Here is a 13984-nt window from a genome sequence, read left to right on the forward strand (position 1 = left end):
AAAGATCCTGTGACAGTTATAGATGATAAAATCCAATGAATTTAAAATCATTCATAAACAATGAAATTTTACGAATAGACAACTATATCAGTACTGGTTTACTTAAAACAAGTATTGATATATTGGTAAAGAAAGAGGTAATTTATGGACAAAAGAACAACTTTATACTTCATTCGATTGAAGGAGGTAAAAAAGAAGTATTTACGTTTTCTATATCATATACATTCAAAGAGGACATAGAGGATGAGAAAGGACAGAGACCTAATGATATATCTTTAAGCATCATATTGCAAACTAACGATAATAAGAATTATAAAATTAATCAAGAAATTATTTTTGGAACCGGGCTTGATGATATTGAGTTCAATGTAATAGATAATATAGCCAATGTAAACTTTGAACAAAGGTTGGATTTTGATAAGCTTAGAGAAACTTTTGAAGTAAGTATTGTGAATTTTATTAAAGTATTATGCACATATCCCTGAGCCTCCATTGAATCTAACCAAGCCATACCTTCTTTCGAATCCTGATACCATTTAAAAAAAAGCTAATCTTTCGATTAGCTTTTTTTTGTGATCCCGCTGGGATTCACACCTAGTGTAAATCCCAGCGTTTATTCATTATCTGGGAGGTTCTGGATTTAGTACTCACCGAATCGCTCACCTTTTATTTGTACGTTTTGGCTGCAAATGCTATATCTGAATATACTAATAATATTAGAAATAAAGTACTGAATTAACTACTTTTTAGACCAACTAATTCTAATTATACGGTTTCTAAATGTGGTATTATTAAATTCACTTATAAGTTTTTCTCCTTCTTCCTTGCTACTCAATGTCACATATGCAAACCCACGTCCAGTTTTTCTAAAGAAATCTAATGGAATTGATACTCTTTCGATTGAATTATAGTCTTGGAATAAATTATTTAAATCATCTATAGTCGTTTTATATTCAACTCCCTCAATAAAAATTGTATGTTGTGGTATTACTTCAGAAGCAATGAATTTATTTTCTTCTTTTCTTTCGTTTTTTTCAGGCGTCACTTCAGTAACAATGAGCTTAGTTCCTTCTTTTCTTTCGTTGTTTTGAGGTGCCGCCGCTTTTAGACTTTCTTTTTTTATTGGGGCCTTATCTTTTCCATGGTAGTCCCAAATTCCTAACAAAATGGTTGTTGGAGCATTTGAGTTATCGATTAAATTTAGGAATTTTAGACGCTTAGAAGTTATTGTTGAATTTGTGTCATAGTATATGCAATTCTTAGGTAAATGACTTAATAGTTTCTTTAAATATTCTTTATCTATTTTAGGGGCATATCCAATAGTTTTTAATGACTCTGATAAAAGTTTAATACCTTCTTCACAATCTTTTGGAGTTCTAATTTTTAACCTTTTAACATCTCTTTTTGAAATGTTTTTTGATCTAGCAATCCTATCTTTCTCATCCTCTGTTTTAGTATTAAATAACAGACCTTTTATTTGAATTTGGTCAATAATTCTACGATAATCATCCCAATCAACTAACTCTAACCGTTCATAAATCTGCTGAGGAGATAATAAATCTTGATTCTTTCCCAACAATGCTATTAATGATTCTTCTCTATTTAAATTTAATAAGTCAAATGCCTTTAAAAATCTTTCATCTTCATCAGTAAAAACAGATTTACTGTGTAGTATCATAGTGAAGGCATTTTCAGTGTTTTTAAGTTCCGGCTGCATTAAATCATTTTGTTTCATTAAAGCAAAAATTCGTCTGATTCCTTCTCCCATTTCACGCATATACCCGATTTCTTTCAAAACTCTTGCAACAAACGAATTTCTAGACTGATGAGCCCCTTTTAGTTTTGACAAATCACTAATAGTAATATTTGAAAGCAGCCCACCGGGTGAGATTATTTCCATCCGATCATCAAAAATATTTATTTCAATACTTCTCCCTTCAATACTATAGTCCCTATGAGCAAGAGCATTGGTTAAAGCTTCTCTACATGCATCTTCAGGATACATTATACGCTGTTTAAACAGAGCATCAGCTGAAAATTTTGTTTCAACTAGATGTGGTCTAAGCTTTTCCCATGCATCACTCAATAGTTGAGTTATATTTCCTCTAGCGGATTCATCTGAAATCGCATTATAGTCTCTTCCTGTTTTTAATTCGTTGCCTTTAATTCGTACAATTCTTACTTCACATCTAGGATGCCATCGATAAATATCTTTTGCAAATAACAATAGGGCAGCACGTCTCAATTGAATTCCTCGGGAAAATTCAGCCAAACCTAAAGATTGTAGTACTTTTTCAACCGAGATACCTGGTGAAATAATCTTTCCGACCTCAGTTATTAAGTCAACATCTAAGTCCTTAAGTTCGGCCTCATGAACAAACTGTCTATCATATTCTCTTGAAATTTGCTCCTGTCTTTCAAAAGTTAATTGTTCTACGGCAACAGGAATCGTTTCTTTATCAGATCGCTGAAGGCAGCGACCATCACTTGTTAAATGAACATATTTAGTGCTTTTATCGACTGAAAAAAATAAAATTATTTTCCCGTCTATTTCAATTTTTTTTGCCGTAACATTTTGTAATGGCGTGTCTTTGTAAACGTTACTTTTATATGCTTCTAACAACTGGTCGATAGTTGCATTATTATGTTCAATTCCAGTTATTCTTCCATCATCTTCTACTCCAATAAGCAGATCACCACCATCAGCGTTAGAAAATCCGACTAATGTTTCTCCAATATCTTTAGCAATGCTTTTTGGGTCGCGTTTCTCTTTATTCTCTGGTGGACCAGACAACCCAGTTTTAAATTCCCTAAAATGACATTCTCCTTGCTCGATTATATTTTTTATTTTTTCAGGGAGGTAAAGGATTTCTTCCATGTTGATGCGTTTTATTTTTTCAAATGTAATTGCAAAAAATAAATAAACCTAATATAACACGCATCTCAAAGCGTTCAAAAATTGGTTAACTAATATTAAATAAGCTAATTTCTGCAAATGAGTATTTTATAGAGCAGTTTTCAAATCTACATTTTGATAATGAGTTGTAGAGTTTAACTAACGGCAATAATAAGAGTCTAATTATCAATAACTTTAACAGTTAAATGAAAGTATATATTCTTTCACCATCTCAAAAACTTCAGTCCCTATTCCGATCATATTTATAATGAATTGAGGTCGGGCATTATAAGAAAATATGGTGAACTGATCAGTAAGAATGATAGCCGTTTTGACTTGATTAAACGTATCTGCTATTTTCCGTTCAGGAAATTAGGTAGAAATAGCCAAGCCTTTTTCATCAGTGATCTGGAACTATTTGAGTTTTTTCAAGCTATAGAGCAAACGTTAAAATATTATGGGTCAGCTGAGCAAGCGGAAGTTGGGCAGAGCCCTACTTAATGCCCTCTAAGCTATTGCTATGAGGGTTTTTAGGATCCTCCGGGGATCCTTTAGCCTATTGAAGGCTGCCAGAAAGGCGAAAATAGGATACCACAGGGGATTCCCTCTGTATAATTATTTTTGGTAGTTTGAAAAAACAGTAGGATAGAGGTTTAATATGGCGTTGTCTTACAGAAGGATTTCCCCTCGCGCATTTGCGGCCTGCAAAACTCCTAACGCTCATTACCTCGATTGGGTTTTGCTTTGGTGCTTACGGAATTGGCTTGTGTTTTAAACGACGGTAAGATGTTTAACACTTAATGCAGCAGCTCTCTTAGGCTTCTGGCATTCGGATTTTGCCTTGCCAGTGTTCCCGGCTCAAAATCAAACAATTGTTCCATGATGACTACTTTTTCGTAGGGAATGTCCTGAACGTCATCGACCAGAATCTTCCGGTAATTGTGAAATGTGTTTAAGGAAACACCCAGTATTTTAGGAAGAAGTTGTATTGCTTTTCGGTATTGCCACACGTTTAGGTTGTACAAATATTCATTGATCCTGTATTTGCTAATCGGTTCGTTCATAACATTAGTTTTAAGGGTGTATACGATTTTAGTTTACGGTGGTGGTATTGCTTACATAGAGTACAGTTTGTGTAATGTCAATCAGGTAGATGACCTCAATCAGCTTTTCCAGATACTCTTTTACAATTACCATTGCGCTTCCATCCTCAATGACCTCATCAATGGTTGTCCGACGATAGGCATATTCAACAATCCGGCTCAACATTAACCGCCATTCGTTCAGGCTTAGAAAACTGAAAAAATCTTTAAAAAAGCAATGGGTGTTTTTAATCTCTTCCTGAGAAAGACTTTTAAAATGGGTGCTTATTAATACGTTGTAATAACGGGTGAGGTCTTTTGCACAAGGTGAGGCATTGGAAGAAGCACAATGAAGCGAGAATTTTGTACTCTTACAAAAGAAGATGTGTCCGGCTTCTAAAAGTTTAAGTAAACATCTGTAATTATAAAAATACTCTTCGCTTTTACCGTGTTGTATGGTGCTGCACGCAGAGCGAATCAGGTCGTGGATTTGTGTGCGGAAGGCTTCTATGTCAATTTCATATCTGCAAAAGTCCGCAATGAAGGTGTGAGGGTTTAATATCTGCTTATCCGTAAGCTGATTGTACCGAAGTTTGTTTTTGTTGCTCATTATTAAAGGGTTTTAATAACAAGCCTCGGACTAAATAATTATCGCAGCTGTTTTTAAATAGGGCTGGTAACTCGCTTAATCTGTTGCAGCTAGGTTCTGGTAAACCCGCCAAACCTTTCGGAATGGATCTCAGCAACATACATAAGCGAGCACCAGCCCTATTAATTTATAGGGTGGTGGATGCTACACTTACGCTCGCTGAGATTAAATTTACCAGATTTAGCTGCGAGGCTCGTATGCAATCCTAATTTTTCGTGACTAGAATTACAAAAGTATAATATTTAATTAATAACAATTTTTATCAAACTTAGCATTTAATAATGTAAAACACAAATTAAATAACAAATAACATTAATATATTGACGTAATACATTATTTAAATGAATAATATGATTGTTTCGTGAGTGCTATATTTGTTGTACATCAGTTTATATGAGTAAAATAACTTATAACCGCATAAAGTCAGTATTGGCTGAAAAAAAGAAGACGAACAAGGATTTGGCAGACACTTTAAAGATCGCACCTGAAACAGTTTCCAGTTGGTGTACAAATTCGGCACAGCCATCTATTAAAAAACTGTTTGAAATCGCCGTTTATTTGGACGTAGAAGCAGGTGATTTACTGGTTTCTTCCAAAAAAGCCTAAATTCAGTTATCAATAGATCAAAATGGCAGAAGAAGGATACGTTAAAGTACTTTTTCAATTTTATAGTAACGTGCTGGATCAGGAAACCGTTGAGACAATGTGGGCTGTAACTATTGATAAAGAGAAAGGATTGTACAAACTCGATAGTATTCCTTTTTATGCCCCCAATGTGGCAGCTGAAGATATTATTTATGCGGAATTTGATGAAGATCAGGAACGGTTAACGTACAGATATACCGTAGAACCTTCTGGAAATTCTACGGTACAGGTTGTGATATTGGATTCTGCGACAGAAACTAATGACATTAGAAGCCTGTTTGATGCTTTAGGCTGTTCTAGTGAGAAAGCCCATGAAGGGTATTTTGTAATTGATGTTCCATTTGCTCTGAATTACACCTCTGTTCAAAATAAACTAACTGAATTACAAGAATTAGGCATCTTAGATTATGCAGAACCTTGTTTATCTGAAAAGCATAGCATCAGCTAAAATTCAGAAAACTTTTCTTCCTCAGTTTGTTCATGTCAACACCAACTTTTATATCCAGAATCTTTGCATAGTGTTGCGTAGTGCGAATATTAGTATGCCCAAGCATCTTTGATACGCTTTCAATCGGCACGCCATTTAACAGGGTTACCGTAGTAGCAAAAGTATGGCGTGCAATATGAGAAGTTAGTTTCTTCTCAATACCGCACAGGTCTGCTATTTCTTTCAGGTATTCATTCATCTTTTGGTTACTGGGTACAGGAAGTAAATTACCATTATTGATACAAACCTTGTTTTCTGCATACTGATCTATTATGTTAATTGCTGTAGGCAGTAGGGGGATAGCAGAGCGGGTCTTTGTCTTTTGTCTGTTAGTGAAAATCCACCGTTCTCCGTCATTTCCTTTTTGGATATGCGATTGTTTTAGTTTAAACACATCGACATAAGCGAGTCCGGTGAAACAGCAGAAAATAAACACATCCCGAACCTGTCTTAATCTTTCAGATATAAACCGTTTAGCTACGATCTGAGAGAGTTCTTCGTGATTGAGGTAATGACGGTCAACATTCTTTGTTTTGCCCTTATAAGCAATAAATGGATCTTTTTCCATCCAACCCTTTTCTAAACAAAGCCGAAGGATTTTTCCTAGATTTTTGATGTTTTTAACGACATAGTTATTCGCACAATTTTTATCAGATCTTAGATAATAATCAAAATCATTTAGAAAAGCCTGATCAATATCCCTAATGTCTTTATCAATGACCCCATATTTTGAAGTTATGAAGGTCAAAAGGTGTTTTTCTAATACTTTGTAGCGGTTTAATGTGCCCTGTACATAGTCCTTACCCACCAAAGATTTCATCTTCTCATTATGATCTTTGATTGCTTCTATTAAGGTATGAGCGTTATCAGCTTTGCCCAGATACTTGTTTTTAATTGCTTCGGCGGTAATAAACAAACCGGAATTAACTACCGCCTGATGTGCAAGATAAACGGAGTTTTGCAATTGATCCAGATACACATTAAGCATCTTAACATCTTCTTTAGATCCGATAACACGCCCAGCTCTGGCATTCCACCGGCCAGGTTCGCAATCCCGACTGGTTGCGATTTCCGCACGTTTGCCCTGAACGGTAATTCTCATGTAGATAGGAACGTTGCCGCTGATGTAGTTCTTTTGCTTTTTCAGATAGAAAAGCAGGCTAAAATTAGTTTTCATCATTCAATCATTAAGGGTGAAACAAAATTAGCTTTGCTGCTTAACGTCTACAAGATGTTCAATTAATAACTACCTGTTCAGTAGTTGATTAAGTTGGATCCGGTGAGTAGGGTGGATCTTTAAAATTACTCACCGAATCGCTCACTTTTATTATGCGAATCGGTGTAAGTTTTGATACCCCTGAAAAAAACAAAACCCTGCTAACATTGTGTTTGCAGGGTTTTATACGTTTTGATGATGAATCTTGTGATCCCGCTGGGATTCGAACCCAGGACCACTACATTAAAAGTGTAATGCTCTACCAGCTGAGCTACGGAATCGTCTTCGATGTTTTGAAGAGCGGCAAAGATAGAATTTTAAAATTAAGTTACCAACCTAATCCTATTAAATCTGAAGTTTTGCCCCCTGAATCTCGTAAGGTATTGAAATCCAGCTAAAATGTTTTTGTATCAAAAATCAAAATAATCACTGATCTTTTGATTAAAGAGGAAAATGTCAGAAGAACCGGCTTTTCCTCTTTAAAAAATCGGGTTTATTGGAGTTTGTTGACCCCCATTAATCTGCTACCACCTTTTAACCGGAAGTTTTCTTTTGTTGTTCCGGTTTTCGGATCTAACTCCGTTAAGCCCGAGAAAGCATCCACAGCATTGTTTGAAATAAAATAGATTTTGCCATCTGCAAGAAAAGGTTGCTGATAGCAGAAAAAGTTATCTACAGGGATGTTTAGTTTTGTTGCTTTTTTGGTGTTCACATCAATAGAAGTCCAGTACCAGATGTCATCGCGGTATTTTGTTCCATGCGTACCACCACTGTAATACCCTGCAGGTTTAGAAGAAATCTTCGTATAGACCTTGCCGTCATGAGCAAATAAGGCATTGAAATCACTTGGATATATGTAGTCTTTAATGCTCAGTTGAAAACCAGCATCAAAAGCAGTTTGTCCTTTTTTGATGCGCAGAATTTTTGATTCAGGCGTTTGTGTTTTCATATTGCTTACTGCCACCATATATAGATCTCCTGTTACTGCATCCACGTTCCAAAGTGGATGATCGCCAAATAAACCAAGATTAGAAGCTTTAGCATATAGCGTAGTACTTTCATATTTTTGAGTGGCGATGTCAATTACTGCGAGGTATACATTCTCATCATTCGGCACAATTTGCCAGGCTGCAGTTCTGGTTCCATATTGCAGATCAACAAAAAGTTTTCCTTCTTTCTCTGCGATCACCAATTGTCCGGCAGCCTCATAGCTGGCTCCTTTGGTTAAAGCGGTCAGGTCGATTTCGCCTGTACGAACCATAGTAGCCGGGTTAAAAGTTTGGATTTTCATTCTTCCTTTTGAAGAGTCCCAGTAATAACCTTTATCTGCAGTACTGATATGGAAATTCCCTTCTTCGGCGTCGCTGCTGAAAGGCGTTTCCAGAAAGCCACTCTCCACTACAGCTCCCGAAGCGTTCACTTCCAGGCGCTGGATACCTTTTTTTGAATCGCTGTTCAACTTATAGATGTATTTACCAAATACACGACCACCTGCAGAATAACCCAGCTGATAACCACCTGTCAGACTCGAGATCTGGAATTCTCCGGCAGGAAGGCCTTTAGATGGATTGATCTTTCCTGACCAGTTAGCTTCTCCATTGTAAATGATCCAGGTGCTTTTTGGATCTTCTGTTGGTGGTGGGGTAACGACTTTTGAATCCTTCTTGCAAGCAAAGAGCACTGCACACATCGTTATCAGTAGAATGGGTTTGATTTGTTTAAACATGGTTTTTAGTATTTATGATTATAAAGAAATTGTGAGTTTAAGGTGAAATGTCCTGCCCGGTTTTTCTACGTACAGGTTATCAAATAGCTGTTGATTGGTGAGGTTATGGCATTCCAGACTCAGACTGCCATTGGGTTGAGCTAATTTTTGCATGATGCCTATCGTGTGGTTCTGCTGGCCCATTCTGCCGTCCTGTGGCAACCAGAATTTGTGGTTGGCATAGCCCGCAGGAAAGGACTCAAAGAAACCAATGGAACCAGGAGCAGTATCATCGTTGTTCTGACTGTAGAACCGATGGGTATAGCTGTAATACCAGTATAACTCTGTGGTACTTCCTTTCTGAAGAAAATCTTTGAAATGTAATCTTGCCTGTACATTCCCAAACAGGGGAGGTGTATTCGCCAGACGCCCCTTGTAGATAGGTGTTTCCAGCAGCGGACCATAAGAATATAGCCTGGTCAGGTAATTCCTCACATCCTGATAAGTGGCATTTGCGGTAAGAGAGAGCAGGGCGAAAGGGCGGTACTGGATATCAAGCTCAATTCCCTGTATTTTTACTTTGTCCTGGTTCAGGTAATAAGATTTAGGAATGTCCCGGTACAACTGGATCAGCTGACTGGTGTTTCTGATAAAGTAATTGGCCATGATTTCTACTGCACCTACGCCCCGCTTACGACTGTTATATTGGAGTTGAATATTGTAATTGTGACTACGTTCCGGTTTTAAATTGAAATTTCCGCTGGTTTTTATCGCATCGCCGTAAACCTCCACGTCATCTGGTAACCGGACGGCGTATTCATAAGAAACTTTGGTTAGCCATCGTACATGAGGCCGGTAGCTTAGTCCTTCCATCCATCCCCATTTATTTTCTGAATTCTTTTCTATTGTTTCTCCTCCTTCAGCCTGATAGTTGGAGAATCCGGAAGTATTCATATAGTAATGTTTCAGGGCAATCATATTTTCCAGTTTGTGATTAAACAACCAGGAGTGGAGCCCTGCCGCAGTGATATTTTTGCGGTAACTGGCAGGAGTCTGATAAACATCGAGATCGGTAAAGGCAGTGATGCCACCCAATGGATCCGACCCGATGCGTTTATTGCTGGTGTACACGTTGTTAAATTCCAGGGCATGCTGAGGATTGATCCGGTAGGTGGCATTGAACCTCAGTGAGGTGATTTTATAGTCTAAAGACAGGTCTCTTCCGGTGCCATTGAGCTCCCTTCTGCTTTGCGGACTGGAATCTTCTCGCATTAGAAAGTTGCCGTATTTGTCATATTTATTGAGGCTGGTATCCCGGAATATGGTACTTACCCAGCTGTAGGAGCCTACCGCATTGAGCTCAAGTTTGTTGTTGAAGAGCTTTTTATCGTAACGGAGCATCGGAGTGATGTTCTTTTCATCCGAATAAGCATGGAGGGCAAAGTACCTTGGGTTGGTGAAAGGGATAAACGGAATGCCCTTATAGAAACTGGAGCCAATGATGGTAAAGCGGAAGTCGTCTGCCCAGGATTGATGGCGGAGACCGACGTAAGCTTCGGCAGTGATTGTTTTGGTTTTATTGTTGAGGTATTTTACCCTTTCATAGCCAGGATTAGAACTATTCGGGCTATCATAATATTCTCTTTGCTCTTTGTAATCGTTATCTGAATAAGCGAAAGAAGCATTGATTCCGCTGTAGAATTGGTTTTTCCGGTCAGGTGCATATAAAGTAAGCGAAGCCCGGTGAGTGTTGTAACTGCTCACTTCGTAAGAGAGGTCTACGGTTGGTTTTGCAGGATATCGGCTGACGAAATTAATGGCACCTCCCAAGGCATCTGCGCCAAGGGAAACCGGTAAAACCCCTTTATAAACCTCCACACGATCAAGCGTGTTCACCGAAAGCAGGCTGGGATCAAAACTATGTCCAAATACAGACAGGGGAATTCCATCTTTAAAAAGTGTAATTGCTTTGCCTTCCATTCCGTTTAACGAAATATTGATCGGAGCACCGAGGTAACCATCGCTTCGCAGCCTGACCCCGGGCGATCTGTTGATGAGATCCAGCAGGTTCCCACTTTCAGCATGTACCTTTTTAACGTCAACCACCGTAATGTTGACCGGAGATTCTTTTATTTCAGTAATTTTTGTACGGGTCTTGATTTCTACCTCTTTCAGGTTTTCGGCTTTCCTGATGCTGTCTTTTTTGGTCTCCTGAGCTGCAACAGTGCCGATCAGAAATACCCAGGTGATGCTGAGCAGGGACTTTTTGTAGAAGTTATATATGATCATCCTTTTTTTAGAAGCCCTTAATCATGTGTATTTAAAGGCGATGCAAAAATAACCGGAGCAGAAAGGGACTGGTTACCAATAAGGGATGAAGAATTATGAATTTGGGATTATTTATTATTTGCTTAATTTAGACGCTTTCCAAATAACATGAAGATAGGAATATGAAGTTTAGTCTGGAGTCGAATTTTCTGGAAGAGTTGTATTACGATCAGGCTGCAGCCACGGTTATTTCGGATGGTTTCGTTTTTGAAACAAAAGCGTCTTTGGATCATGAGTTTGGAAACATCAGCTATCAGGAAAGTGAATTAGGGATAGGTTCCGTGCTAAACGGACATTACCGGATGGATAAGGATCTGCTCTTTAATTCAGAGATGGAACAGCCTTGTCTGGAAATGCATTTCAACCTGACCAATCCGGTTCGTTTTGGTGAAAAGGGGAAGAAGGGGCAATTGGTGGCGGGTATGGAGCAGAATTTGTTGAGCTTAAAAGCAGGGAAAGGTTTTGTGGAGTTTGAGGAAGGGAAAGCATACGAAACTTTCGACATCCACTTGTCGGCCGGATTTCTGGACCAATGGCATGGACAACATAAGATCCTGGATCAGTTTATCAAAGGAATGAATGGAGATGCCTCTGCACAGCTTTTTAAACAAGCCTTACCGGTTACTCCGGCCATGAAACGCATCATTTCGGAAATGAAAACCTGCCCTTTTTCGGGATTAACACGTAAAATCTTTCTGGAAGCTAAAGTACATGAGCTTTTTGCCTTACAACTGGATTTGTGTGATGTGTATGCAAATATAGGACAGAAGCAATCACTTAAATCTGCTGATATAGAAAAAATACATGCCGCTAAAAATTATATCACCCTGAACAGCAGCACACCATGTTCTATTATTGAATTGGCACATAAGGTTGGAACAAACGATTTTAAGTTAAAAAAAGGCTTTAAAGAATTGTTTGGGACTACCGTATTTGGTTATCTGCAGCAGGTCAGGATGGAAGAGGCCAGGCAATTTCTACAAGAGAAGGAAAAGAATGTAGGGGAGATTGCTGAGCTTTTGGGCTACCAAAACCTGTCGAACTTTACCGCAGCCTTCAAACAATACTGGGGATATCCACCGAGTACGATCCTGAAAGGTGTTAAAAACGGGTAGCACCTATCTGGTGTAATTTCAAATACTTTCGTGTTTTCCGAAGAAATATGCAAGTCCCGATTGGTGTGGTTATTGCTGCAATTTAATTTAATAAATTCTGCTTAAACGTTTATTTTCCTTCATTTTTAAGCGTTTTCTTACAGCCTGATTTCCTGAAAATTGGTGCTTTCAGAAAAAAACTTAGGAATAATTTGGAAATGAAAGTATAATAAGACAAATTTGTGAAAGTAAATGAAACTATTTGAAAGTTTCGTTTTATTAAAAGCTGCTATTATGAACAGACTTCAATTGATACAGAATTTAGCTGCCGGCACCCAATGGGATGTGATCATCATTGGTGGAGGAGCTACAGGTTTGGGTATTGCTATGGACGCAGCCACTCGTGGTTACAAAACTTTGCTGGTAGAACAAGCGGATTATGCCAAGGGGACTTCCAGTAAGGCAACGAAACTGGTACATGGTGGTGTCCGTTATATGGCCCAGGGTGATCTTGGTCTGGTTCGTGAGGCTTGTCATGAGAGAGGCTTGTTATTGAAAAATGCACCTCACCTTACAAAAAACGAGACTTTTGTCATTCCGAACTATTCCTGGTTCAACAATGTGAAGTATACCATAGGGTTGAAGTTTTATGATTTGCTGGCGGGGAAGCTGAGTCTTGGTGCTTCGAAATACATCAGCAGAAAGAAAACAATTGAAGCTTTGCCTTCAATCCGGCAGGAAGGGCTGAAAGGTGGGGTAACTTATCATGACGGTCAGTTTGACGATTCCCGTCTGGCTTTGAACATTGCACAGACAGCGATCGAAAATGGTGCAACTGTACTAAATTACATGAAGGTAGAGGGTTTACTGAAAAATGACAAAAAGAAAGTAAACGGTATAAAAGTGAAAGATATAGAAACTGGTAATAGCTATGAAGCGGTCGGTAAGATCGTGATCAATGCAACTGGTGTCTATGTAGATAATATCCTGAAAATGGACAAACCTGAAGCGCCACATCTGGTGCGTCCGAGTCAGGGGGTGCATTTAACGTTGGACCGTTCCTTTATGATCGGCGAAAATGCCCTGATGATCCCGGAAACAGACGATGGCCGTGTGCTTTTTGCAGTGCCATGGCACAATAAACTGATTGTAGGTACAACGGACACCTTGGTGGATCATGCGGAACTGGAGCCAAGAGCGTTGGAAAGCGAGATCGAATTTATCCTTTCTACAGCAGGAAAATACTTCGTAAAGAAACCACTTCGTTCGGATGTACTGGCGGTATTTGCGGGTTTACGGCCACTGGCCGCACCAAAAAGCGAGGGTTCGAAAACAAAAGAAATCTCCAGAAGTCATAAGATCATTGTTTCGGATTCGGGCATGATCACGATTACTGGCGGAAAATGGACCACTTTTCGCCGGATGGCACAGGATACTTTGGATAAAGCGATTGAAAAGAACTTCCTGCCGGCAAAAAAATGTGTAACCGAAGAATTGCATATTCATGGATATGTGCCGGCACCAGACCGTGCCGATCCTTTACATTTTTATGGGGCAGACATCACAGGAGTACAAAAACTCATCAATGAAAATCCGGCTTTGCTGGAAAGACTGTTGCCGGAATACCCGTATACCAAAGCCATGGTGGTATGGGCGGTTAGAAACGAATATGCCCGCAGGATAGAAGATGTGCTGGGCCGTCGTTTCCGTTTGTTGTTCCTGGATGTCCATGCCGCAGTTAAAGCTGCTCCGGCAGTTGCCGCAATACTAGCAGAAGAGCTGCAACTGGATCAGGCCTGGATGGCACAAGAGCTTCAGGACTTTACAGAACTGGCAAAAACGTATACACTCGTTTAGCCTTTTGATTTTAACCAAAATAAAT

Annotated in this window: 11 protein-coding genes and 1 tRNA gene; 5 read left to right on the plus strand and 7 right to left on the minus strand. The window is 38.8% G+C overall.

The genetic code is table 11. The features are described from left to right. Positions 1-35 precede the first annotated feature (35 nt). Positions 36-485: a hypothetical protein gene (locus BUC20_RS02995; protein ID WP_073227225.1), complete on the plus strand. Its 450-nt coding sequence runs from the start codon at positions 36-38 to the stop codon at positions 483-485. Between the two features lie 254 nt (positions 486-739). Here BUC20_RS02995 and BUC20_RS03000 read toward each other — a convergent pair whose 3' ends face one another. The 3 genes from BUC20_RS03000 to BUC20_RS03015 form a co-directional block, all read right to left on the minus strand. Next, positions 740-2878, minus strand: coding sequence for an ATP-binding protein (locus tag BUC20_RS03000; RefSeq protein ID WP_073227228.1), 2139 nt, complete (start codon positions 2876-2878; stop codon positions 740-742). An 815-nt stretch (positions 2879-3693) separates the two neighbouring features. Beyond that, positions 3694-3960 (minus strand): hypothetical protein, encoded by a 267-nt coding sequence (locus BUC20_RS03010; RefSeq protein ID WP_073227233.1) that lies wholly within the window; start codon positions 3958-3960, stop codon positions 3694-3696. A gap of 28 nt (positions 3961-3988) precedes the next feature. Continuing rightward, positions 3989-4588: a hypothetical protein gene (locus tag BUC20_RS03015; RefSeq protein WP_073227236.1), complete on the minus strand. Its 600-nt coding sequence runs from the start codon at positions 4586-4588 to the stop codon at positions 3989-3991. Between the two features lie 432 nt (positions 4589-5020). Between BUC20_RS03015 and BUC20_RS03020 the strand changes: the two genes are divergently transcribed. Both BUC20_RS03020 and BUC20_RS03025 read left to right on the plus strand, forming a co-directional pair. Beyond that, on the plus strand, positions 5021-5233 hold the full coding sequence (locus BUC20_RS03020) for a helix-turn-helix transcriptional regulator (protein WP_073227239.1): 213 nt from the start codon (positions 5021-5023) through the stop codon (positions 5231-5233). 22 nt (positions 5234-5255) lie between these two features. Continuing rightward, complete coding sequence (locus BUC20_RS03025; RefSeq protein ID WP_073227242.1) at positions 5256-5720, plus strand: DUF4265 domain-containing protein; 465 nt, start codon at positions 5256-5258, stop codon at positions 5718-5720. Here BUC20_RS03025 and BUC20_RS03030 read toward each other — a convergent pair. The 4 genes from BUC20_RS03030 to BUC20_RS03045 all read right to left on the minus strand — a co-directional run bounded on the left by BUC20_RS03030 (position 5713) and on the right by BUC20_RS03045 (position 10969). Continuing rightward, positions 5713-6939 (minus strand): site-specific integrase, encoded by a 1227-nt coding sequence (locus BUC20_RS03030; protein WP_317042758.1) that lies wholly within the window; start codon positions 6937-6939, stop codon positions 5713-5715. The genes BUC20_RS03025 and BUC20_RS03030 overlap by 8 nt on opposite strands. Before the next feature lie 244 nt (positions 6940-7183). After that, positions 7184-7256 (minus strand) — tRNA-Lys (locus BUC20_RS03035). A gap of 212 nt (positions 7257-7468) precedes the next feature. Then, the gene (locus BUC20_RS03040) at positions 7469-8701 is read right to left on the minus strand and encodes a hypothetical protein (RefSeq protein ID WP_073227244.1); all 1233 of its coding nucleotides are present in this window, start codon (positions 8699-8701) and stop codon (positions 7469-7471) included. An 18-nt stretch (positions 8702-8719) separates the two neighbouring features. Beyond that, positions 8720-10969 carry a TonB-dependent receptor domain-containing protein gene (locus BUC20_RS03045; RefSeq protein ID WP_073227247.1) on the minus strand — a complete coding sequence of 750 codons (2250 nt, stop codon included), beginning with the start codon at positions 10967-10969 and terminating at the stop codon, positions 8720-8722. Positions 10970-11130: 161 nt separating this feature from the next. Between BUC20_RS03045 and BUC20_RS03050 the strand changes: the two genes are divergently transcribed. Further along, positions 11131-12123, plus strand: a complete 993-nt coding sequence (locus BUC20_RS03050) for a helix-turn-helix transcriptional regulator (RefSeq protein WP_073227249.1) — start codon at positions 11131-11133, stop codon at positions 12121-12123. 273 nt (positions 12124-12396) lie between these two features. Next, positions 12397-13959 (plus strand): glycerol-3-phosphate dehydrogenase/oxidase, encoded by a 1563-nt coding sequence (locus BUC20_RS03055; protein WP_073229419.1) that lies wholly within the window; start codon positions 12397-12399, stop codon positions 13957-13959. Positions 13960-13984: the final 25 nt, after the last annotated feature.

It is taken from the genome of Pedobacter caeni, assembly GCF_900129215.1.
GTDB classification, from domain to species: Bacteria; Bacteroidota; Bacteroidia; order Sphingobacteriales; family Sphingobacteriaceae; genus Pedobacter; species Pedobacter caeni.

Excerpts from the sequence above, each read along its gene's own strand:
- BUC20_RS02995 (WP_073227225.1), top strand. The coding sequence starts at position 36 with ATGAATTTAAAATCATTCATAAACAATGAAATTTTACGAATAGACAAC.
- BUC20_RS03000 (WP_073227228.1), bottom strand. The coding sequence starts at position 2,878 with ATGGAAGAAATCCTTTACCTCCCTGAAAAAATAAAAAATATAATCGAG.
- BUC20_RS03010 (WP_073227233.1), bottom strand. The coding sequence starts at position 3,960 with ATGAACGAACCGATTAGCAAATACAGGATCAATGAATATTTGTACAAC.
- BUC20_RS03015 (WP_073227236.1), bottom strand. The coding sequence starts at position 4,588 with ATGAGCAACAAAAACAAACTTCGGTACAATCAGCTTACGGATAAGCAG.
- BUC20_RS03020 (WP_073227239.1), top strand. The coding sequence starts at position 5,021 with ATGAGTAAAATAACTTATAACCGCATAAAGTCAGTATTGGCTGAAAAA.
- BUC20_RS03025 (WP_073227242.1), top strand. The coding sequence starts at position 5,256 with ATGGCAGAAGAAGGATACGTTAAAGTACTTTTTCAATTTTATAGTAAC.
- BUC20_RS03030 (WP_317042758.1), bottom strand. The coding sequence starts at position 6,939 with ATGATGAAAACTAATTTTAGCCTGCTTTTCTATCTGAAAAAGCAAAAG.
- BUC20_RS03040 (WP_073227244.1), bottom strand. The coding sequence starts at position 8,701 with ATGTTTAAACAAATCAAACCCATTCTACTGATAACGATGTGTGCAGTG.
- BUC20_RS03045 (WP_073227247.1), bottom strand. The coding sequence starts at position 10,969 with ATGATCATATATAACTTCTACAAAAAGTCCCTGCTCAGCATCACCTGG.
- BUC20_RS03050 (WP_073227249.1), top strand. The coding sequence starts at position 11,131 with ATGAAGTTTAGTCTGGAGTCGAATTTTCTGGAAGAGTTGTATTACGAT.
- BUC20_RS03055 (WP_073229419.1), top strand. The coding sequence starts at position 12,397 with ATGAACAGACTTCAATTGATACAGAATTTAGCTGCCGGCACCCAATGG.